At 73.0% G+C, this 22,081-nt stretch carries 18 protein-coding genes and 1 tRNA gene; 7 read left to right on the plus strand and 12 right to left on the minus strand.

Features of this window, described 5'->3' with window-relative positions:
• Positions 1–2 precede the first annotated feature (2 nt).
• From CRP30_RS17300 to CRP30_RS17310, 3 genes are read right to left on the minus strand one after another with little or no spacing between them, the layout of a single operon-like run.
• Positions 3–1,070, minus strand: coding sequence for a PEP/pyruvate-binding domain-containing protein (locus CRP30_RS17300; protein ID WP_235003503.1), 1,068 nt, complete (start codon positions 1,068–1,070; stop codon positions 3–5).
• Between the two features lie 11 nt (positions 1,071–1,081).
• Positions 1,082–2,890, minus strand: a complete 1,809-nt coding sequence (locus CRP30_RS17305; protein ID WP_097185233.1) for a PEP-utilizing enzyme — start codon at positions 2,888–2,890, stop codon at positions 1,082–1,084.
• Between the two features lie 25 nt (positions 2,891–2,915).
• On the minus strand, positions 2,916–4,922 hold the full coding sequence (locus CRP30_RS17310) for an acetoacetate--CoA ligase (protein ID WP_097185234.1): 2,007 nt from the start codon (positions 4,920–4,922) through the stop codon (positions 2,916–2,918).
• 88 nt (positions 4,923–5,010) lie between these two features.
• Between CRP30_RS17310 and CRP30_RS17315 the strand changes: the two genes are divergently transcribed.
• Complete coding sequence (locus CRP30_RS17315) at positions 5,011–5,832, plus strand: helix-turn-helix domain-containing protein (RefSeq protein WP_097185235.1); 822 nt, start codon at positions 5,011–5,013, stop codon at positions 5,830–5,832.
• 64 nt (positions 5,833–5,896) lie between these two features.
• Positions 5,897–6,313 (plus strand): hypothetical protein, encoded by a 417-nt coding sequence (locus tag CRP30_RS17320; protein ID WP_097185236.1) that lies wholly within the window; start codon positions 5,897–5,899, stop codon positions 6,311–6,313.
• Here the strand turns inward: CRP30_RS17320 and CRP30_RS17325 are convergent.
• Positions 6,310–7,299 carry an IS481 family transposase gene (locus CRP30_RS17325; RefSeq protein WP_097185237.1) on the minus strand — a complete coding sequence of 330 codons (990 nt, stop codon included), beginning with the start codon at positions 7,297–7,299 and terminating at the stop codon, positions 6,310–6,312. The genes CRP30_RS17320 and CRP30_RS17325 overlap by 4 nt on opposite strands.
• 145 nt (positions 7,300–7,444) lie before the next feature.
• Positions 7,445–7,729, minus strand: a complete 285-nt coding sequence (locus CRP30_RS17330; protein WP_097185238.1) for a DUF1905 domain-containing protein — start codon at positions 7,727–7,729, stop codon at positions 7,445–7,447.
• Positions 7,730–7,798: 69 nt separating this feature from the next.
• Between CRP30_RS17330 and CRP30_RS17335 the strand changes: the two genes are divergently transcribed.
• Both CRP30_RS17335 and CRP30_RS17340 read left to right on the plus strand, forming a co-directional pair.
• Positions 7,799–8,812: an NADPH:quinone reductase gene (locus CRP30_RS17335; RefSeq protein ID WP_097185239.1), complete on the plus strand. Its 1,014-nt coding sequence runs from the start codon at positions 7,799–7,801 to the stop codon at positions 8,810–8,812.
• A 22-nt stretch (positions 8,813–8,834) separates the two neighbouring features.
• The gene (locus CRP30_RS17340; RefSeq protein WP_097185240.1) at positions 8,835–9,182 is read left to right on the plus strand and encodes a cupin domain-containing protein; all 348 of its coding nucleotides are present in this window, start codon (positions 8,835–8,837) and stop codon (positions 9,180–9,182) included.
• Between the two features lie 102 nt (positions 9,183–9,284).
• On the opposite strand, the gene CRP30_RS17345 is transcribed toward CRP30_RS17340, so the two are convergent.
• The 3 genes from CRP30_RS17345 to CRP30_RS17355 are packed head-to-tail and all read right to left on the minus strand — an operon-like array spanning position 9,285 to position 14,109.
• Positions 9,285–10,439 carry an acyl-CoA dehydrogenase family protein gene (locus CRP30_RS17345; protein WP_097185241.1) on the minus strand — a complete coding sequence of 385 codons (1,155 nt, stop codon included), beginning with the start codon at positions 10,437–10,439 and terminating at the stop codon, positions 9,285–9,287.
• Positions 10,439–12,442 carry an acetyl/propionyl/methylcrotonyl-CoA carboxylase subunit alpha gene (locus tag CRP30_RS17350; protein WP_097185385.1) on the minus strand — a complete coding sequence of 668 codons (2,004 nt, stop codon included), beginning with the start codon at positions 12,440–12,442 and terminating at the stop codon, positions 10,439–10,441. Before CRP30_RS17350 ends, CRP30_RS17345 begins: the two co-directional genes overlap by 1 nt.
• A gap of 53 nt (positions 12,443–12,495) precedes the next feature.
• Positions 12,496–14,109 carry a carboxyl transferase domain-containing protein gene (locus tag CRP30_RS17355; RefSeq protein ID WP_097185242.1) on the minus strand — a complete coding sequence of 538 codons (1,614 nt, stop codon included), beginning with the start codon at positions 14,107–14,109 and terminating at the stop codon, positions 12,496–12,498.
• Positions 14,110–14,199: 90 nt separating this feature from the next.
• Between CRP30_RS17355 and CRP30_RS17360 the strand changes: the two genes are divergently transcribed.
• On the plus strand, positions 14,200–14,808 hold the full coding sequence (locus CRP30_RS17360; RefSeq protein WP_200814827.1) for an SACE_7040 family transcriptional regulator: 609 nt from the start codon (positions 14,200–14,202) through the stop codon (positions 14,806–14,808).
• A gap of 12 nt (positions 14,809–14,820) precedes the next feature.
• Here the strand turns inward: CRP30_RS17360 and CRP30_RS17365 are convergent, their stop codons facing one another.
• Entirely contained in the window at positions 14,821–16,575 is a 1,755-nt protein-coding gene (locus CRP30_RS17365; RefSeq protein WP_097185243.1) for a hypothetical protein, read from the minus strand.
• 182 nt (positions 16,576–16,757) lie between these two features.
• Positions 16,758–17,942 carry a hypothetical protein gene (locus CRP30_RS17370; protein ID WP_097185244.1) on the minus strand — a complete coding sequence of 395 codons (1,185 nt, stop codon included), beginning with the start codon at positions 17,940–17,942 and terminating at the stop codon, positions 16,758–16,760.
• Positions 17,943–18,089: 147 nt separating this feature from the next.
• Between CRP30_RS17370 and orn the strand changes: the two genes are divergently transcribed.
• A complete protein-coding gene (gene orn / locus CRP30_RS17375) occupies positions 18,090–18,770 on the plus strand; it encodes an oligoribonuclease (RefSeq protein WP_097185245.1) in 681 nt (226 codons plus the stop codon).
• A 59-nt stretch (positions 18,771–18,829) separates the two neighbouring features.
• Positions 18,830–18,905, plus strand: a tRNA-His gene (locus CRP30_RS17380).
• Positions 18,906–18,962: 57 nt separating this feature from the next.
• On the opposite strand, the gene CRP30_RS17385 is transcribed toward CRP30_RS17380, so the two are convergent.
• Positions 18,963–21,167, minus strand: a complete 2,205-nt coding sequence (locus CRP30_RS17385) for an MMPL family transporter (protein WP_097185246.1) — start codon at positions 21,165–21,167, stop codon at positions 18,963–18,965.
• Complete coding sequence (locus CRP30_RS17390) at positions 21,164–22,045, minus strand: helix-turn-helix transcriptional regulator (RefSeq protein WP_200814828.1); 882 nt, start codon at positions 22,043–22,045, stop codon at positions 21,164–21,166. Before CRP30_RS17390 ends, CRP30_RS17385 begins: the two co-directional genes overlap by 4 nt.
• Positions 22,046–22,081 lie beyond the last annotated feature (36 nt).

Genomic DNA, 22,081 nt, shown 5'->3' on the forward strand with positions numbered 1-22,081 from the left:
GATCAGCCCCCGGTCGGGCGCTTGCCGCCCAGCAGGTTGAGGACGTGGTCGTAGGGACGTGCCGCGGGGGCGGCCTTCCGGGCGCGGTCCTTGTCCGCCCACACCGTCTCCGGGCGGCTCTGCAGCAGGAACACCTCCCCGTCGTCGTTCACCGCCCACTCGATGTCCTGCGGGCAGCCGTAGTGCGCCTCCACCTGCCGCGCGACCGCGACCAGCCCGGCGATCTCGTCGTCCGAGATCGACGGCTCGTCCTGGAGCTCTCCCGGCACATCCGCCTCGACCACGCCGTAGCCGGAGGGGTCGGGCCGGTGCCAGCGGGTCTTGGTCGCCACGTTCCGCTTGATCTCGCCGGTCACCTTGCTGACCACGAACGAGTCGGGCGTGACGTCCCCGCTGACGACCGCGGAGCCCAGGCCCCAGCTGGCGTCGATCGCGACCACGGACTTGTCACCGGTGAGGGGGCTCCTCGTGAACAGCACCCCGGAACTGCGCGCGCCCACCATCCGCTGCACCACGACGGCCATGCCCAGGTCGGTCTCCGGGATGCCACGCCGCAGCCGGTAGGTCACCGACTCGACGCTGTAGAGGCTCGCCCAGCAGCGGCGCACGTGCGCCAGCACCGACTCGGCGCCGCGCACCCACAGGTAGGTGTCCTGCAGCCCGGCGAAGCTCGCCTCGGCGCTGTCCTCGCTGGTCGCACTCGACCGGACGGCGACCGGCAGCGACGGGTCCCCGCACTCCTCGCACAGCGCCGCGTAGGCAGCGGTCACCGCCGCCGCGACGTCGTCCGGCGGTGGCGCGGACTCCAGGACGGCCCGGATCTCGGCGCAGCCCGCGGCCAACGCCTCGGCGTCCGCGGGATCCAGCGTGGCCACCCGCACCGGCACCGGCTCGCCGTGGACGGTCAGGTGCTCGACGGTCTGCCGGAACGCCGCCGTCGTCACCGCGAAGCCGGTGGGCACCCGGATGCCGGCGCGCAGCAGCTCGCCGAGGCTGGCGCCCTTGCCGCCGACGGTGGCGACGTCGCCCAGGCCGACGTCGCGGAAGTGCAGGACCGGCGCCGTGGTCATCAGGGTTCCCATCAGCCGATGACGGTGACGACGCCGCGGTCGCCGTCGACCCGGACGCGATCACCGGTGGCGATGCGCGCGGTCGCCGTGCCGGTGCCGACGACGGCGGGCATCCCGTACTCGCGAGCCACGATCGCCGCGTGCGACATGGTGCCGCCGATGTCGGAGACGGCCGCGGCGATCTTGCCGAACACCGGCCCCCAGCTGGGCGCGGTCACCGGGCAGACCAGGATCTCGCCCTCGCGGATCTGGCCGATGTCGTTCACGTTGAGCAGGACGCGGGCCACGCCCTCGACCACCCCGGGGGAAGCCGCGTAGCCGCGCACGGTCGACCCGTCGTCGTCCTCGCCGCCGAGCCAGGTCTCGATCGTCTCCTGCGTGATGCCCCAGAGCATCTTCACGGCCGGGTCGTTGAGCGCCTCGGGAACGGCGCCCAGCGCGGGCGGCGCCGACCAGGTCGACAGCGCCTCGACGATGCGCTTGCGCTCGGCGACGATCGGCTGCCAGTGCCGGGCGCCGAGCTCCGTGCCGCCGGATGCCCAGGCGAGCGAGACGTCCGCGAGGGCGTCCTCGACCTCCACGTGCCTCAGGTGGAAGACGTCGTCGGCCTCCAGCAGCACACCCCGGTCGGCCAGCAGCTGGCCGAAGCCGCGGATCTTCTGGAAGAACCGCGTCGTGAACCAGTGCTCGCAGTAGAACTTGTGCGACTCGATGTAGGGGAAGACCTGACGGCACAGCCCGAGCATCTGGTCGAAGGCCGCCTTCTCCTCGTCGGAGTCGAGCAGCTCCCGGTACTCGCCGGCGATCCGGTCTCGCTCCTCGGCCAGTCGTCCGGTCGGGCGGGTCAGGTCCTCCCCGTTGCGGATCTGGTCGACGTACCGGGGCAGGGCGGCGAACGGCACCGTCAGGTCGTCGGCCCAGGACAGGTGGTGGTGGTAGAAGCCGTCGCCCACCGAGACGTTGAACCACGGGTCCTTCGCGGTCTCCAGCGCGGCCAGCCACCGGGTACCGGCGTCGCCCCGCTCGCCGAGCGACGAGAGGACCTTGGCCGGCTCGGCCCCCTCGACGAACAGGTCGCCGAGGTCGAGCTCGACGGCCAGCCGGGCGAGCTTCTTCAGCTCGTCGTCGGGCCGGTACATGGTCACGTCCATGCCGGCCACCATGCGGGCCACCATCTGGTCGCCCATCTCCGGGAAGGCCTGCTTGCAGAACTCGAAGAAGACCACGTAGGCGCCGTAGCCGAGCATCAGGAACTCGGTGTGGTGGTGCCACATCTTCGAGTACAGATCGATGCACCGGTGGAAGTTCTCGCGCAGGTAGTGGTTGGAGGCGAACCCGCGGCCTCCGGTGACCACCTCGAGCGGGTCGAGGTCGCCGAGCACGGGCACCTCGACGGCCTCGATGTCGGCGATCAGCGCCTCGATGCGGGTCTGCCACTCGCCGTAGATGCGGTCCCAGTTGCCGTAGTAGTGGCCGGCGCGCTCCTGGAAGTGCGCGAACCGCTCCCCCTGCGTCGCCTCGTCGAGCACCGGGTTGGCGGTGATGTAGACCCGCCCGTTGATGATCCGGTACTCGATCCCCATCGTCGTCGGGAAGGAGAACAACCGCGCGGTGTTGGCCCCGATCGCGGTGTAGGGGATCTCCGAGGTGATCCCGTCGAACGCCGGCACCACCTCGGGGAAGTGCATCGAGTTGTAGAACCAGAAGCGCTGGTCGTCCTCGGGCTGGAACCGGGAGAAGTAGGGGTACATCGCCTCCCACCCCTCGGCCCCGGGAACGGCCTCGATCTGCGACGGGAGGGGGAACGAGCGCTCGGTCATGGGTGTCCTCAACGGTGAGAGCGGGTCAGAGCGAGTAGTGGGTCTGGGTACGCGCGTACTCGACGAAGTCGGCGAGGGCGCCGGGATCGGCCATGGCGTTGGGATCGGCGACGGCTGCCGGATCGGCGCCCAGCAGCAGCCGGCGGACCGGGATCTCCATCTTCTTGCCGCTGCGGGTCAGCGGGATCGCGCCGACGGCGACGATCCGGTCGGGCACGTGCCGCGGCGAGTACTCCTCGCGGAGCCTGCGCCGTAGCCGTCCCTGCACCTCGTCGTCCAGCTCCACGCCGGGCACGAGGGAGACGAACAGGGGCATGAAGAACCCGCCGTCGGGCAGGTCGAGGTTGACGATCAGGGCCCCGAGGACGGCGGGGTCGTCCTCCACCACGCGGTAGATCTCCGCGGTGCCGATGCGGACGCCCTGCCGGTTGAGCACGGCGTCGGACCGGCCGCGCACGAAGCACCCGCCGCGCTCGTTGACCTCGAAGAAGTCCCCGTGCCGCCAGACGCCCGGGAAGGTCTCGAAGTAGCTGGCCCGGTACCGGGCCCCGTCGTCGTCGCCCCAGAAGAACAGCGGCATCGACGGCATGGGCTGGGTGATGACCAGCTCGCCGACCTGTCCGACGACCGGCCGGCCCCTGTCGTCCCAGGCCTCGGCGGCGACGCCCAGGGAACGGGCCTGGATCTCCCCGGCCCGCACCGGCAGGGTCGGCACACCGCCCACGAAGCCGGTGCAGCAGTCGGTGCCGCCGCTGCCGGTCGCGATCCAGAGGTCGGGCTTCACGGCGTCGTAGAACCACTTCGTGACGGCCGGCGAGACCGGTGAGCCGGCCGGCATGACGATCTCCAGCGCGGAGAGGTCGAACCGCTCGCTCGGGACGATCCCGGCCTTCTGCATCAGCTCGACGAAGGCGGGGCTGGCGCCGAACAGGCGGGCCCGGCTGTCCTGGGCCGTGCGCCAGAGGACCTCGACGTCCGGATGGGACGGATTGCCGTCGTAGAGCACCGGCACGATCCCCAGCAGCAGCATGCTGACGCAGAAGTTCCACATCATCCAGCCGGTGGTGGTGAAGAAGAACGCGCGGTCGCCCTCGCGCAGGTCGAGGTGGAAGGCCTGCAGCTTCAGCTGCTCGAGCAGGATGCCGCCGTGCCCGTGCACGATCGCCTTCGGCAGGCCCGTCGTGCCGGAGGAGAAGAGCACCCAGAGCGGGTGGTCGAAGGGCACCTGCTCGCAGACGAACTCCTCGGCGGCGACGGTCGGCCCGCTGCGGACGTCCTCCCACCCGGTGCCCGGTGCCGGCAGCCCGAGGACGGGGACCTGCACGACCTCGCGCAGGCTCGGGAGGCCCGCGACCAGCTCCGCCACCTCCTCCCGGCGGTCGAAGTCGCGGCCGCCGTACCGGTAGCCGTCGGCGGCGAAGAGGACGGTGGGTTCGAGCTGCCCCAGCCGGTCCAGCGCGCCGCGCGAGCCGAAATCGGGCGAGCAGGTCGCCCAGACGGCGCCGACGCTCGCCGTCGCGACCATGGCGACCACGGCCTCGGGCACGTTCGGCAGGTAGGCCACGACCCGGTCGCCGGGACGGATCCCCAGCCCCCGCAGGTGGGTGGCGACCGCGCGGACCTGCGCGGCGAAGTCCTCCCACGGGAGCTCGCGGAGCGGCGTCCCCTCGGCGACCGACACCAGGGCCGGCCGCCCGGGTCGCTCCTGCCGGAGCACGTGCTCGGCGAAGTTCAGCCGCGCACCCGGGAACCACCGCGCGCCGGGCATGCTGCGGTCCTCCAGGACGGCCGTGTGCGGCGCCGAGGACCGGACGTCGAAGAAGTCCCAGACCCCCTGCCAGAACTCCTCGAGGTCGGTCGTCGACCACGACCAGAGGTCGGCGTACTCGGGGAAGCTGCGCCCGGTGCGCTGTTCGGCGAACCGGGTGAACTCGGCGAGACGGGTCTGCTCGGCCGCCTCGGGCGCCGGCGTCCGGAGGAGGTCGCCCTCCCGCACGGCGGAGGCCGCGGCAGTGTCCGGCGGAGGGGCCATGGCTGACAGTGGCGCAGCCGGGGTGTGATGGGCAACACTCTCGCGACGGCATTTCACGGTGTGAAAAACGGCAGGTGATCGGGGCTCCGTGCGCGACTACCGGGTCAAGACGATCGACTCGCTGTCGCGCGGGCTCGAGGTGCTCCGGGTGCTGCAGGACGTCCGAGCCGCGAGCCTGCACGACCTCCACCTGGCCACGGGGATCCCGAAACCGACGCTCACGCGCATCCTGCACACCGCGCACCAGCACGGCCTGGTCTGGCAGCGCATGGTCGACGGCGCCTTCCTCCCGAGCCACACCCTGCAGCGACGGGTGGAGGCCGACGGCGGCGAGTGGCTGGTGGAGATCGCCTCCCCGGTGCTGGGCGAGCTCTCGCAGCGGGTGCAGTGGCCCTCGATCATCTCGGTGCCGCGACTGGACCACATGGAGACGCTGGAGACCAACAGCTCGCGCACCTACTTCGACGGCCTCCCGCCGCGGCCGCACGGCTTCCGGGTGAACATGCTCGGTTCCGCGTCCGGGCGGGCCTACCTGGCCTTCTGCCCCGAGCAGGAGCTGGAGGCGGTGCTGGCGCGGCTGCGGCTCAAGAAGGACCCGGCGTACCAGCTGGCGCAGGACGACGCCGCCGTGCGCCGGATGATCGAGAGCACCCGGCGGCGCGGCTACGGCGTCCGGGCGCCCGACTTCGGCGGGGACCACGACCGGCCGCGCTCGGAGGCCGACGACGGGCGCGAGTCCATCGCGATGCCGGTCCTCGTCGACGACCGGGTGGTGGGGTGCATCAACCTCACCTGGCGCCGGGAGGTCCTGTCCCTGCCGACGGCGGTCCGGCGCCACCTCGACGACCTGCGGGCCGCGGTCAGGACGGTCGAGGAACGGGCGCGGGCGGCCGGTCTGGGACATGGCTGAGGTCCCCGTCCGCGGCCGCCGACCGGCGGCGTGGCACCGACCGCTGGACGGCTAGCCTCCGGCGGTGGGGTACTTCGGGAAGCTCGCGTACAGCGACGGTCGGTGGAGCACCGGTGGGCCGACCGCGGTGCCCTTCCTCCTGGTCGACGTGCACGACAGCGACGTCGCGACCGTCGACTACCGCGCGGCCGATGCCTCGGGCGGTCGGTTCTACCTCGGCTACGAGCCGCGGATCTACTTCGAGGAACCCGGCGCCGGCGATCCGGTCGACACCACCGCCGAGGCGGAGGGGTTCGCCCGGTGGGCGAGGGAGGCGGCGGGGACGGACGTCGACCCCGCCGAGGTGCAGGGGCTGATGGCGTCCCCGTCCGGGGCGCCGCCGGCGGACGAGGTCGTGGAGCAGACCGTCGAGAAGCTGCTCGCCCTCGCCGGTCTGCCGCTGCCCGAGTGGCCCACGGACGACGACGCGCCCCCCGGCTAGGTGTACTGACCGGACAGGTTGGTCAAGCGGCTGATCGGTGGGTGGCCGCCGATGCCGGTGTGGGGCCGATGATGGTTGTAGGTGTGTAGCCAAGCAGGGAAGGCGGCTCGGCGGGCGGCCTCGCTGGTGAACATCTCGACGAAGGCCCACTCGCTGGTCATAGTCCGGTTGAAGCGTTCGACTTTGCCGTTGGTCTGTGGCCGGTAAGGCCGGGTCCGTTTCGGGGTGATGCCGAGCTCGCCGCAGGCAGCCGTCCCGTTGCGGCTGCGGTAGCAGCCGCCGTTGTCGGTCAGCACTCGGCGTGCGGTGACGCCGCGGTCGGCGAACCAGGCCACCGCCCGGCGCAGCACCGCGGTCGCGGTGACGCCGAGCTCGTCGTCGTGGATCTCGGCGTAGGCCAGCCGGGAGTGGTCGTCGAGGACGACGTGGATGAAGCCGTGGCGCATCAGTGGGCCGTGATTGCGGCTGCGGGCACGGCCGCCGTCGGCGATCCGGTTGGCCTTGCCTTGTTCCCTGCCGAGGAACCGCCAGCCGCCACCAGCGGGGATGTTGCCCAGCTTCTTCACGTCGGCGTGCAGAAGATCGCCGGGTGAGGCGTGCTCGTAGCGCACAACGTCGCGCCCGCGGCGCTCGAGCCTGGATAGCCGGTTGATCCCGCAGCGGCGCAGCACCGCCCCGGCGGTGGAGGCCGCGACGCCGGTCTCGGCGGCCAGCCGCACCGCGCCCCATCGCTTGCGCAGTCGCAGCGACACGATTCGCTTAGTCGTCACCGGATCGGTCCTGGCCGGGCTGGAGTGCGGCCGGCTAGAGCGATCGACCATGCCGGCCTTGCCCAGGATCCGGTACCGCTCGGCCCACCGGTCGGCGGTCTTCCAGGCCACCCCGAAGAACTCCGCAGCCCGGATCTTGGGCCAGTCGTCTTCGACGACCAGCTGGGCCAGGCGTAGGCGCTGGCGTGGGGTCAGGGCGGCGTTAGCGTGGAGCACGAGGACCTCCGGGTGCGTGTCGTGGTCGCCTTCAGCAGCTCCACTCCACGTCCGGAGGTCCTCCCTCCACAAGATCTGTCAGCTAGATCCCGTAGTCACATGCCCTCGACCAACGTCTCCGGTCAGTACAGCTAGGACGGCGTCCTCAGCTGAGCCGGTGCCGCAGCTGCACCGTCACCTCGTCGCCCGCGCTGCCCTTGCCGATGGCCGTGCAGATCGCGGCCCGGAGCGGCAGCCAGTGCGGCCCGGACCCGGACGGCATGAGGGTGGCGGCGAACTCGTGACCGTCGACCACGCCCGCCACCTTGACCGCCTTCCGCGTGCCGAGCGCCTCGGCCGAGCCGGGCACGGTCACGAAGGTGGGGAACGAGCCGTCCTTCTCGATCGGCGCGGTGAAGGACAGGTCGAGCGGCTGCGCGGAAGCGGTCATGACAGGGAGACCGTCCCGCCGCCCGGAACTCATCGCGCCCCGTCCCGCGCCGCGGGGTAGAAGTGGACCGTGCGCGCGATCTCCTACGACCGCCCCGGCGGCCCCGACGTCCTCGAGCTGACCGACCGGGCGATCCCGGAACCGGGCCCCGGTGAGGTGCGCGTCCGCGTCGCCTACTCCGGCGTGAACCCGACCGACTGGAAGTCCCGCAGCAAGACGCCGCCGGAGCCCGGCGGGCAGGTGCCGAACCAGGACGGCTCCGGCACCGTCGACGCGGTGGGCCAGGGCGTCGACCCGGTCCTGGTCGGCGAGCGGGTCTGGATCTGGGAGGCGGCCTGGCAGCGGGCCTGGGGGACGGCGGCCGAGTTCACCGTCGTCCCGGCCCGGCAGACCGTGCTGCTCGGCGCCGGGCCGTCCTTCGAGCTCGGCGCCGCGCTGGGCATCCCCTTCCTCACCGCCCACCGCTGCCTGACCGTCGCGGAGTCGCTGCCCGACCGCATCGGGCCCGGCTCGCTGCAGGGCCGCACCGTCCTGGTGCAGGGTGGCGCCGGAGCCGTCGGCAACGCCGCCATCCAGCTCGCCCGCTGGGCCGACGCCACGGTCATCGCGACGGTGAGCGGCCCGGACAAGGCGCAGCTCGCCGCCGCCGCCGGTGCCGACCACGTCGTGAACTACCGGCAGCAGGACGTCGTCGCGGAGGTCCGCAAGGTCTCCCCCAAGGGCGTCGACTCCATCGTCGAGGTGTCGGCCGCGGTGAACGCCGGCATCGACGCGCAGGTCATCGGCATGCACGGGGCGGTCGCGATGTACGCCGACGACGGCGGCGCCGAGGTCACCGTGCCGGTGCGCCTGCAGATGGGGCCGAACGCCCGCTGGCAGTTCGTCCTGGTCTACACCGAGCCGGCGCGGGCCAAGGAGATCGGCGTCGAGGACGTGAACGCCGCGGTCCTGGACGGCGCGGTCCGGGTCGGCCGGGAAGCCGGGCTACCGCTGCACGTCTTCCCGCTCGGGCAGACCGCGCAGGCGCACCAGGCCGTCCAGGACGGCGTCGTCGGCAAGGTCCTGATCGACGCCACGGCCTGACCGTCGTGCCTAGGCTGCGCGCATGAGCACCGTCGACGTGCACCAGCTGTCCGCCGAACTGCTCGACCGCGCTGCCCGGGGATCGGCGCACCGTGCGGCCAGCACCCTCCCGCACCCGGTCGACGGGCTCCGGCAGACGCTCATCGCGCTGCTGGCCGGCGCGGAGCTCGGCGAGCACGAGAGCCCCGGTCCGGCCAGCCTGCTCGTGCTCCGGGGCCGGGTCCGCCTCGTGGCAGGTGACCGGACGGTCGAGCTGGGCGCGCACCAGTTCAGCCCCGTCCCCGACCGGCGCCACCGCCTGCACGCGGACGAGGACGCCGTCGTCCTGCTGAGCGTGGCCGTTCCCGACCGCACCCCGCTCGCGGACTGACCCCTGGGCCGACACGTCGACGTGTCGCCCGACGCGCGACTGTGCGCTGATCCACCTCGAAGTCGACGAATTCGGTGGATCAGCGCACAGCGACGCTCGTGATCAGCCGATGCCGAGGTCGCGGGCGATCAGCATCCGCTGCACCTCGCTCGTGCCCTCGCCGATCTCCAGGATCTTGGCGTCGCGGTAGAACCGGCCGACCGGGAAGTCGTTCATGAACCCGTACCCGCCGTGCACCTGGGTGGCGTACCGCGCGTTGTCCATGGCCACCTCGGAGCTGTACAGCTTGGCGATCGAGGCCTCGCGCTTGAACGGCTCCCCGCGCAGCATCTTCTCCGCCGCCCGGTAGTACGCCAGCCGCGCCGTCGAGGCACGGACCTCCATGTCGGCGATCATGAACTGGATCGCCTGGTTCTTCCCGATCACCTGACCGAACGCCTCGCGCTCGCCGGCGTACTTCACCGACTCGTCGACGCACCCCTGCGCCAGCCCGACCGACAGCGCCGAGATGGCGATGCGCCCCTCGTCGAGGATCGAGAGGAACTGGGCGTAGCCGCGCCCCCGCTCCCCCACCAGGTTCTCCTCCGGCACCCGGACGTCGGTGAACGAGAGCTCACGGGTGTCCGAGGCGTTCCAGCCGACCTTCGAGTACCGCTGGCCGACCACGAAGCCCGGCGTCCCCGACGGCACGATGATCGCCGAGATCTCCTTGCCACCGTCCGGTCGTGTGCCGGTCACAGCGGTGACGATCACGAGCTGCGTCAGGTCGGTGCCGGAATTGGTGATGAACGCCTTGGAGCCGTTGATCACCCAGTGCCCGTCCTCCAGGCGCGCGGTGGTCCGGGTGGCCCCCGCGTCCGAGCCGCCACCCGGCTCGGTCAGGCCGAAGGCGCCGAGCGCCTCGCCGGTGCACAGCCGGGGCAGCCACTCCTGCTTCTGCTCCTCGGTGCCGAACCGGAAGATCGGCATCGCCCCCAGGGAGACGCCGGCCTCCACGGTGATCGCCATCGAGCTGTCGACGCGGGCCAGCTCCTCGAGCGCCACGCAGAGATCGAAGTAGGTGCCGCCCGCGCCGCCGTACTCCTCGGGGAACGGCAGGCCGAACAGCCCGAGCTCGCCCATCTGGCGCACGATCTGCGTGGGGAACTCGTCGCGCTCGTAGAACTCCCCGATCTGCGGGGCGATGACCTCCTGCGCGAACTCGCGGACGGTCGTGCGCAGTGACTCGGTCTCGTCGCTGAGCCGGTAGTCCAACATCAGTTCTCCTGCTGCTCTGGCGCGGCCGCCGCTGGGGTCACCAGGGCCACCCGCTCGTCCAGCGCGACCGTCCGGCCGGCTGTCACTCCGAGCTCGGTGACCGTCCCCGTGACGGGCGCGGTCAGCACGTGCTCCATCTTCATCGCCTCGACGACCAGCAGCGGGGTCCCCGCCACCACCTCGTCGCCGACCGCGGCCTGCACCACGGTCACCGTCCCGGGCATCGGCGCGGTGACCACGCCGTCAGCGGCGCCCCCCTCGGCTGCGGAGGACAGGCGCTCGTGCTCCCGCAAGGCGACCACCCGCCCGTCCGCCGCCAGCCAGACGGTGCCGCCCTCGTGCACCACCGTGTAGGACGTGGTCTGGTCGCCGAAGGTCACGGTCAGCCGGTCGCCGTCCCGGGACGCCCGCGCAGGCACCCGCCCGCCGTCCGCGAGGGCGAACTCCGCCGCCGTGGACCGGCCGCGCAGCCGCACCTCGAGCGGCTCCTCGCCGGCGGCCTGCAGCCGGCGGACGGTCCACGCCGGCTCGCCCAGCCGCCAGCCGTCGGGGACGTCCCACCGGTCGACGACGGGACCGGCCGGCTCGCTCTCGATCAGCAGCGCCAGCGCGGCGGCCGCGTACACCGTCATCGGGACCGGCTCGGCAGTGGTCAGCTGCTCACCGCGCCGCTCGATGAGACCGGTGTCCAGCTTTCCGGCGACGACGTCGGGGTCGCTGAGCAGCGCCCGCAGGAAGGCGGCGTTCGTCGTCACCCCCAGGACGGCGGTGTGGCCCAGGGCGCCGACCAGCCGCGCCCGGGCCGTCTCGCGGGTGGGGGCCCAGGCGATGACCTTCGCCAGCATCGGGTCGTAATCCGAGCCGACGACGGTGCCGACGGCCAGGGAGCTGTCCACCCGGATGCCCGGGCCGGCCGGCTCCACCAGCCCCAGCACCGTCCCGGCCTGCGGGAGGAAGCCGCGGGCGGGGTCCTCCGCGTAGAGCCGGGCCTCGATCGCGTGCCCGTCGAGGGAGATGTCGCTCTGGTCCACGGGCAGGGGCGCGCCGGCGGCGATCCGGATCTGCTGCTCGACCAGGTCCAGGCCCGTGATGAGCTCGGTGACCGGGTGCTCGACCTGCAGCCGGGTGTTCATCTCGAGGAAGAAGAAGTCGCGCGGCCGGTCGGCGTCGACGATGAACTCGACCGTGCCCGCCCCGGAGTAGCCGACCGCCTTCGCGGCCTCCACGGCGGCGCGGCCCATGGAGGCGCGGCCGGCCGTGTCGAGCAGCGGGGACGGCGCCTCCTCGATGACCTTCTGGTGCCGCCGCTGGAGGCTGCACTCGCGCTCGCCGAGGTGGATGACGTTGCCCTGGGAGTCGCCGAGCACCTGCACCTCGATGTGCCGGGAGTTCCCGACGTAGCGCTCCACGAGGAGGGTGTCGTCCCCGAAGGAGCTCAGGGCCTCCCGCCGGGCCGACGCGATCGCCGCGAACAGCTCGTCCTCGTCGCGGACCACCCGCATGCCCTTGCCGCCGCCGCCGGCGCTGGGCTTGAGCAGCACGGGGAAGCCGACCGCGACCGCCGCGGCGGCCACCGCGGCGTCGTCCATGCCCGGGTCGCTGCGGCCGGGGACGACCGGGACACCGGCCGCCATCACGGTCTGCTTGGCGCGGATCTTGTCGCCCATCGCCTCGATCGCCGCGACCGGGGGGCCGATGAAGACGATGCCGGCCTTCTCGCAGGCGCGCGCGAACTCGACGTTCTCGGAGAGGAACCCGTAGCCCGGGTGGATCGCCTGCGCCCCGGTCGCGGCGGCCGCCTGCAGCACGCGGTCGACCGAGAGGTAGCTCTGCGCGGCCGGTGCCGGTCCGATGTGCACGGCGACGTCGGCCAGCCGGGTGTGCAGCGCTCCGGCGTCGGCGTCGCTGTAGACGGCGACCGAGCGGATGCCCATCTCGCGGAGCGTGCGGATGACCCGGACGGCGATCTCGCCCCGGTTCGCCACGAGGACGGTCTCGAACATCGCGGTCACCGGCCCGTGCCGGGAAGGGCCGAAGTGGCCATTTCGGCCCTCCTCTACATCCGGAAGACGCCGTAGCCGACGTCCTCCACGGGCGCGTTGGCGCAGGCGGACAGGGCGAGGGCGAGGACGGTGCGGGTGTCCGCGGGGTCGATCACGCCGTCGTCCCAGAGGCGGGCGGTCGCGTAGTAGGGATGACCCTGGGCCTCGTACTGCTCGCGGATCGGCGCCTTGAAGGCCTCTTCCTCCTCCGCCGGCCACTCCTCGCCACGGGCCTCCGCGCCGTCGCGGCGGACCGCGGCCAGTACCGAGGCAGCCTGCTCGCCGCCCATGACCGAGATGCGGGCGTTCGGCCAGGTGAAGAGGAAGCGGGGCGAGTAGGCCCGGCCGCACATCGAGTAGTTGCCGGCCCCGAACGAGCCGCCGATGACCACCGTGAGCTTCGGTACCCGGGCACACGCGACGGCAGTGACCATCTTGGCGCCGTGCTTGGCGATGCCCCCGGCCTCGTAGTCGCGGCCGACCATGAACCCGGAGATGTTCTGCAGGAACAGCAGCGGGATCTTCCGGCGGTCGCACAGCTCGATGAAGTGCGCGCCCTTGAGCGCCGACTCGGCGAACAGCACGCCGTTGTTGGCGATGATCCCGACCGGGTGGCCGTGCAGCCGGGCGAAGCCGGTGACCAGCGTCGCCCCGTACAGCGGCTTGAACTCGGCGAACCGGCTCCCGTCGACCAACCGGGCGATGACCTCGCGGACGTCGTAGGGCGTCCGCGGGTCGGGCGGCACGACCTCGTACACCGACTCGGGCGCGTGCAGCGGCTCCTCGACCGGCTCGACGTCCCACGGACGGGGTTCCCGCGGGCCGAGGGTGCCGACGATCTGCCGGACGATCTGCAGCGCGTGCGCGTCGTCGTCGGCCAGGTGGTCGGTGACCCCGCTGACCCGGCTGTGCAGGTCGCCCCCACCGAGGTCCTCGGCGGTGACGACCTCACCGGTCGCGGCCTTCACCAGCGGCGGGCCACCCAGGAAGATCGTGCCCTGGCCCCGGACGATCACGCACTCGTCGCTCATGGCCGGCACGTACGCGCCACCGGCGGTGCAGGAGCCGAGGACGGCTGCGATCTGCGGGATCCCCGCCTTGGAGAGGTTGGCCTGGTTGTAGAAGATCCGGCCGAAGTGGTCACGGTCGGGGAACACCTCGTCCTGCATCGGCAGGAACGCGCCACCGGAGTCGACCAGGTAGATGCACGGGAGCCGGTTCTGCAGCGCGACCTCCTGGGCGCGCAGGTGCTTCTTCACCGTCATCGGGTAGTAGGTGCCGCCCTTGACGGTGGCGTCGTTCGCGACGACCACGCACTCGCGCCCGGAGACCCGGCCGATGCCGGTGATGATCCCGGCGGCGGGGGCATCGCCGTCGTAGAGACCGTGCGCGGCCAGGGGTGACAGCTCGAGGAACGGGCTGCCGGGGTCGAGCAGTGCGTCGACCCGCTCGCGGGGCAGCAGCTTCCCGCGGTCGACGTGCCGCTGACGGGCCCGGTCACCGCCCCCACGGGCGACGAGGGCGAGCTGGTCGGCGAGATCGGCAGCCAGTTCGGCGTGCGCAGCCGCGTTGCGGCCGGCGCTGGCCGCATCGGCCGCGGCCACCGGGGAGAGCACGGGCGCGTCCACGGCCTGAGGTTAACGCTCGTTCACTCGAAGGGTCCACCTCACACGCTCATCGGGTCAACGGCGGTTCACCCCGCTACTACGATCCGGACCGTGACCTCGACGCGACCGGCCCGCGATGCGGCGCTGCACGCGGACGCCGACCGGCCGTCGCGCCGCGAGCAGATCCTGCAGGCGGCGGCCCAGCTCTTCGCCGAGCGCGGCTCGCGGGCCGTCGGTGTCGACGACGTGGGCGCCGCCGTCGGCGTCACCGGGCCGGCCATCTACCGGCACTTCTCGAGCAAGGACGCGATGCTCGCCGAGATGCTGGTGCGGATCAGCGAGCGCCTGCTCGCCGGCGGCAGCGAGGTCGTGGCGGTCGCCGGGGACGACGCGCCGGAGCAGCTCAGGGCGCTCATCGCCTTCCACGTCGACTTCGCGCTCGACAACCCGGCCCTCATCACGGTGCAGGACCGCGACCTCGGGAACCTCGCCGAGTCCGACGCCGCGCAGGTCCGGCGGCTCCAGCGGCGCTACGTCGAGGTGTGGGTCGCCGTCCTCGCCCGCCTGCATCCCGCTGCTGATGCCGCGGCCTGCCGGGCGCGGGCGCACGCCGTCTTCGGGCTGATCAACTCCACGCCGCACAGCGCCGGCCGGCTCGGCCGTCCCGCGATGGCCGCGCTGCTGAGCGACATGGCCTGGGCGGCCGCGACCGCTTCCTGAGGTACCCCGTCCTCACTCGGTGGGGAACGGCGGGACCGGCAGCGCCAGGGCGGCGTCGGCGATGCGGTCGATCTCGGCGGAGCCGCCTTCGGCGTCCTCCTCGACCCAGGCGCTCTCCACGATGGTCACGGCCGTACCGGAGACGGCGCTGGCGTACTCGGCACCCGACAGCTCGGCGGGGCTGCCGGTGTACCTGACGCCCTCGCGCAGCAGGTCGCTGACGTTGCCGCTGCCGTTCCGGTCGGTGAGCGCCTGGAGCGCGCGGGCCGTCGCGGTGTCGGGCATCTGCACCCGGACGACGGAGACGACCACCGGCGCCCCGTCGACCTGGGTCGAGTAGAGGGCCCGCGACAGTCCGGTGCAGTCGGTGTCGGTGAAGAAGTCCGCGGTGTCGCCGTAGGCGTGTCCGGCGCACGTGTCGTCCAGCTGGACGGCCTGGGCCGTGTACTCGACGCCGCCCACCAGCTGGACGTCGCCGGCCGCGGGCCCCGCAGGTGCGGGCGCCGAGCTGGACGGTGCGGCGTCCGTGGCGCCTCCGTCCTCCGGGTCGCGCAGCAGCAACCACCCGCCGAACGCCAGCCCGGCGACCAGCAGCAGCCCGACGAGCCCGATCAGCACGGCGCGGCCACGCCGGCCGGACGGCTCCTCGGGCTCCTCGTGCTGCTGGTTCTGGCTCCAGTACACCGGCGGCGACGCGGCCGGGGGCGGCTGCTCGAACACCGCGGTGCGCGGCGCCGCGGTGCGAGGTGCCGCGCTCCGCGGGGGGATCACCGTGCCCAGCGGGCGGTCCGGCTCCGCGCCGGCGAACAGGCCGCCGATCCCGCCGCCGTCGTCGGGAGGTGCGGGCGGGCCGTCGACGGCGACGGTGTCGCGGTCGGCCTGCACGGGAGGCGCTTCGGCCGCGGCGGCGGCGTGGCCGGCGGCCGCCGAGGCCGCGACGGCGGCGGCGATCGCCTCCTGGCTGGGCTGCTCCCGGGCCGGCGGCTCGGCCGACGCCGAGGCCGGCGCCTCCCGGGCCGGCACGTCCCGGGGCGGCACCTCGCGGGCCGGGGCACTCATGCCCGCGCTCGGCGAGGCGGCCATGGCCGCCGGGGTGAGCAGTTCGGGGCGGCGGAGCACGTACGGCGAGTACGGGAAGCCCTCGCCGTTGAGCTCCTCGACCGTCGGCCCGCGACCGGAGAGCTCCAGCGCCTCCAGTGCCGCCCGGACGTCGGCCGTCGTCCACAGCCGGGGGTTGTCGACGCCCGCGTACTTGCTGGCCCGGGCGATGCCCAGCAGCAGCGACCGCGGCTCGAGCCGGGCCACCAGGTCGCCCTCGCCGAGGTCGCCGTCACCGGGGATCAGGCCGGTCACGTCGCCGACCAGCACCGTGAGGCGCGCGATGCGGCCCGGTTCGAGACCGGCGCGGCGCAGCTTCATGGCGACGTCCATGCCGGCGCGCATCAACCCGTCCAGCGGGGTGGAACCGCCACCGGAGAGCTGGAGGGCCTGACCGGGGCCGGACTCGGGGGCGATCGTCCACGCCCCTTCGGGCACGGCCCTGATCACCCCGGACTGTCGCAGGACCTCGGCGATCCGGATGACCGCGATCCCCTCGGGCACGAACAGGATCGCGTCGGAGATGCGGCGCCCCAGCGGCCCGTCGATGAGCGGGATCGCGGCGACGACGGCGGCGCGGACCGAGGCGCCGGTGTCCCAGCGGGTCAGCTCTCCGAAGAGCGCTCGCTCTCCCGCGGTCTGCAGCGGCGCCGGGGTCAGGGCCAGCACGTCGGGTGTCCTCCGGGGCGGTCGGTTCTCGGGGCTCGTCGGGACCGCGGACGCCTGGGTCGGTGAGCAGGGCGCCCCCCGGCGCGCACTGCCCGTGGGCCGAGGACCCGGCGCCGGCAGCTGCTCACGACGCTACGTCATCGAGTCGTGTCACATCCGGCCCCCGCGCCGGGGCGGGGCGATCAGACGGGGGCGGGGACCTGCTCGGCCACCGGCTCGTCGGCGCTGCGCCACCGTGCCAGCCACCGGCTGCGCGCGACCAGGTCGACGCCGGCCCACAGCACGCCGAAGCCCACGGCGACCGGGAGCAGCGACCACCAGTTCCACGGCGGCAGCAGGCCGAGGGACTCCTGCCCGTAGCCGACCCCGTAGACGACACCGGCCACGAGCGGGCCGGCGGCCCAGCCCGGCACGCGGTATGTGACCGCGAGATCGACCAGGACCGCACCCACGAGGAGCACCAGCGGGAGCACCGACGCCGGGAAGCCCATGCCGACCAGGGCCAGCCACATGACCGCCCGGTAGGCGAGGTAGACCGCGGCGATGGTGGTGGCCGTCCAGCGCAGGCCGACGATGCGGCGGGCCAGCACCAGCGAGAGCAGCCCCGCGCAGACGAGCCAGGCGGGATGCACCCACGAGGGCACCGGCAGCATGAACATCGCCGGCGACTGGCCCTGCGAGGCGGCGAAGTCGAGCAGCTGGGGCTCGGCCGTCGTCCGCCCGGCGTCGTAGGCCTCCAGCGACAGGACGCCGTACTCCTGGTGCTGGTTGGGGAAGAGCACGTTCTCCACGAAGAACAGCCAGAGCCCGAGCGAGACCAGATCGCGGCCGCGGCCGGGCGCGGCGTAGAGCCACCACCCGCGGATCGCGCCGGCCAGCATGATCGCCGTCCCCAGGTAGAGCAAAGCGTGGCTCGGGCTCCAGCTGGTGATGTCCAGGCCGTTGATCCGGTGGTTGAGGATGTCGATCGGGACGGCGATCAGGAACGCCCCGATGCCCCACTGCATCAGCCGCAGGGCACGCCGGTCGACGCCGTAGCCGCTGTAGCTGTGGAAGATCACCAGGCCGACGACGACGACGGTGCCCGCGGAGTTCAGCAGGTGCGGAGGCGCCAGGTCGTCGCGCAGCCACTTGAAGTGCCACGAGACGTCCCACGTCGAGCCGAGCATCTTCAGCAGGAACGCACCGAGCCAGGCCGCGTAGATCCAGCGGAGCTCGGTCTCGGTCGTGGCCCGGCCGGGGCGGCCCGGCGTCATGTAGGCAGCCCAGAACCACCGGACCAGGGCGATCGGGTGGGCGAGCCCGGCGCGCAGAGTGCCCGGCGCCGGGGGGACCGCGGTCGGGGCGGGTGCTACGGGAGACGGCACGGGAACTTCCTCGACTCGGTGGACTGGCCCCGACCCTAGCGGCGACCAGCGCCGATTCCGAGCCTCCGACTGGCGTGGGGGCCACCCGTGCGCTACTGCCCGGGCAGGCGGGGCGCGCGGTGCGGACGGTGCGTACTGTCGGGCGACGTGGCAGAGAGCGCAGGGCACCTGGTCTGGATCGACTGCGAGATGACCGGGCTCGACATCGTCAAGGACAAGCTCATCGAGGTCGCGGTCGTGGTGACCGACTCGGAGCTGAACGTGCTCGACCCCGGGCTGGACCTGATCATCGGGGCCGACGACGCCGACCTGGACGGCATGAACGAGGTCGTCGTCGAGATGCACCGGAAGTCCGGGCTCACCGACCAGGTACGCGCCTCGACGCTGACGGTCGCCGAGGCGGAACAGCAGCTGCTGGCCTACATCAAGCGATGGGTGCCCGAGCGCCGCACCGCGCCCCTGTGCGGCAACTCGATCGGAACCGACCGGGGCTTCCTGGCCCGCGATATGCCCGAGCTCGACGACCACCTGCACTACCGGATGGTCGACGTCTCCTCGATCAAGGAGCTGGCCCGCCGCTGGTTCCCGCGGGTGTACTTCGCCCAGCCGCAGAAGGGACTGGCCCACCGGGCCCTGGCCGACATCATCGAGTCGGTGCGGGAGCTCGCGTACTACCGCCGCACCCTCTTCGTGCCGGCGCCCGGCCCGAACAGCGACCAGGCCAAGGGCGCCGCCGAGGAGGTCGTCGGCGCTTTCGCCGAGGTGCTGGCCGCCGGCGACGCCACCCCTGCGGACGACGCGCCTCCCCCGGCCGCGTCGGGAGCCTGACGCTCTCCGGTATCGTTGCGCCGGTTCCCTCCGGGCGCGTGCGCCTGACGGGAGCGACGGTGGGTGTAGCTCAGTCGGTAGAGCACCAGGTTGTGATCCTGGGTGTCGCGGGTTCGAGCCCCGTCACTCACCCCACGACGAGGCCCCGGTCAGGCAACTGACCGGGGCCTCGTCCTGCAGGCTGCGGGTGGGTCAGCCAGGCATACCGGCGCGGACCGCGTCCGGGCGCCGGTCGGCGGCAGGCGCCTCGGGTCCCGGTCCGACGCCGGAGCCCGCGACCCGGTCGTCGTCCTCAGCCCCGACCTCGGCCTCGATGCTGGGAAGGAGGCGGTCGAGCCAGGCGGGGAGCCACCAGCTGCTCCGGCCCAGCAGGGTCATCGTGGCCGGCACGAGCACCATCCGGACGACGGTGGCGTCGAGGAGCACCGCGACGGCCATGCCGAGGCCCAGCTGCCGGACGACGAGGTCGGCCTCGGTGGCGAACCCGAGGAAGACGACCACCATCACGGCCGCGGCGGTCGAGATGACGCGTCCCGTCCCGGCGACGCCCTGCACCACGCTCGCGCGGGCATCCCCGCTCCGCAGCCAGTGTTCCCGGATCCGCGAGAGCAGGAACACCTCGTAGTCCATCGAGAGGCCGAAGAGGATGGCGAACATCAGGATCGGCAGCCAGCTCGACACCGGCATCGCGTGGTCGAGCCCCACCAGGTCGGTCGCCCAGCCCCACTGGAACACGGCCGTCACCACGCCGTAGGCCGCGCAAATCGACAGCAGGTTGAGCGCGGCCGCCTTCAGCGGCACGACGGCCGAGCGGAACATCGCGGCGAGCAGCAGCATCGAGACGGCCACCACGAAGACGACGACGATCCAGATCCGGTCCGAGAGCATGACGGAGATGTCGGAGAGCATCGCGGTGTTGCCGGTGACCCCCGCGCCGTCCACCTCGGCGCGCACCCGCTCCAGCAGATCGGGCGTTCGCTCGTCGGCGGGCCCGAAGACCGGCTCCGCCGTGAGCACGGCGACCTGGCCGTCGGGCGAGACGACCGGCCCGGTGACCGCGACGACGTCGTCCACCGCGGCCAGCTGTTCGGCGGCTGCGGCGACGCCCTCGTCGCCGACCTCCGCGCGGTCGACCACCACGGTGATGGGCCCATTGGCACCGGCGCCGAACTCGGCGGCGACGAGGTCGAAGGCCTGCCGCGTCGTGCTGTCGGCGGCGTTGTTCGAGATGTCCCGCGGGAAGGTGCGCATGTCGAAGGCCGGCGCGGCGAGCGTCGCCATCAGCAGGAGCGCGGCCAGCGCCCACGGCACCGGTCGACGGGTCACCGCCGCTGCCCAGCGCGCCGACAACGGCGCCCGCGCCCGTCGGGGCCGGCGCGGCGGCAGACCCCGGCGCTCCCGCCGCGGAAGCAGCCGGCGGCCGAGGAGCCCGCAGAAGGCCGGCACGAGCGTGAGGGTGGCCGCGGCGACGGACACGACGGCGATACCTGTCGCGAACCCGTAGGACGAGTAGGTGGGCAGACCGGCGAGCGGGAGCCCCAGCAGGGACACGAGCACGATCGCCGCGGCGAACACCACCGAGCGGCCCGCGGTGGCGGTCGCCCTGCCCGCGGCCTCGACGACCGGGACGCCGGCGCGTACGTGCTCCAGGTGCCGGGTGATGAGCAGCAGCGCGTAGTCGATGCCGACGCCGAGCCCCACCATCATCGCGACGGTCGGGGCGGTGGTACTCACGTCGGTGACCCCGGCCAGCAGGGTGACGCCGGCGACGGACACCGCCAGCCCGGCCAGTGCCACCAGCAGGGGCAGGCCGGCGGCCACGACCGTGCCCAGGACGACGACCATGAGCACGAGGGCGACGAGGACTCCGGCGACCTCGCCGGTGCCCTGCACCGCCTCGGGGGACGTGTTCGGCAGCTCGCCGCCGAGCTCCACCTGCAGGTCGGCGTCGGCGGAGCCCACCGCGGCCTCGAGCGCCTCCACGCCTAGCCCGCCCGCGAGGTCGGGATCGGTGACCGGCACGTCGAACACGACCTGCAGGAGGGCGGTGTCCCGGTCGTCGGACCAGCGCGGGGGCGCTACGGACGTGACGTGGTCGACGTCGGCCACCGAGGCGGCCAACTCGGCGAGCTGGGCGTCGCTGACCTCACCGCCCTCGGGGTCGTGGACGACGATCTGCGCGGAGCTGCCGGCGGCGGCCGAGCCGGGGAAGTGCTCGCGCAGCGACTCGATGCCCGACAGCGCGGGAGCACCCTCGACGTCGAAGTTGTCCTGGGGCGCGCCGCCCACCGCGCCGGCGGTGACGGTGACCGCGACGGCAAGGAGCAGCCAGGCGGCGAGCGTGCGCCACGGATGGGCGGCCGTGCCCCGCCCGAGGCGTTGCAGGAACCGGGTCATGACCGGTCCCCGGAACCAGCGCTGCGCGCGCCGGTGGAGGTGAGCGACTGGGCGCCGATCACCGCGAGCATCTCCAGCTTGTCGTGGCTCTCCGTGCCGGGCACGGCGGTGTAGACCATCAGGCGCTGGGCCTGGTGCGGGTCGACGAGCGTCTGGCAGTTCACCTCGAGCCGGCCGACCTCGGGGTGCTGGTAGCGCTTGACCTCGTCGAGGTGGATGCCGACCTCGTGGGTCTCCCACAGGGAGCGGAACTCCTCGCTCTCCTGCAGCAGGAGGTCGGCCAGGTACGCCGCCCGGGAAGCGGGACCCCGCATCGCGAGGAGGGCGCGGAGCCCGGCGGCGTAGATGCGCGACATGTGGGCGTGGTCCTCCGGCAGGTACAGCTCGCGGGCCGACGGGTCGGTGAACCAGCGGTAACCCCTGCTGCGCGCGGGCCCGGTGTACCGCGTCGCGTCGCCGACCAGGGCGACCGCGGGCGCGGTCTGCCGCAGGGTCTCCCCGAGCTCGGTGACGATCTCGGCGGGGGTGTCGCCCAGGCGGTCGAAGATCCGCAGCAGGCCGGGGCTGATGTGCTCACTGCTCGACCCGCGCGGCGGCGGCTGGTGGCCGGCGAGCCGGAACAGGTGGTCGCGCTCGTCCAGGGACAGGTGCAGCCCCTGCGCGATCGAGGCGATCATCTGCTCCGACGGCTGCGGGCCCCGCTCGCGCTCGATGCGTGCGTAGTAGTCGGTCGACATGTGGCAGAGGGCGGCGGCCTCCTCCCGTCGCAGCCCGGCGGTCCGTCGGCGCGGCCCCCGGGGCAGGCCGACGTCCTCGGGTTGCAGCGATTCCCGGCGGCCCCGGAGGAATGCCGCCAATCCGGCTCGATCGATTCCCACGTCTCTCCTCAAGGTGTGCGGTGCACCGGCCTCGTC

It is taken from the genome of Blastococcus haudaquaticus, from assembly GCF_900230285.1.
GTDB classification, from domain to species: Bacteria; Actinomycetota; Actinomycetes; order Mycobacteriales; family Geodermatophilaceae; genus Blastococcus_B; species Blastococcus_B haudaquaticus.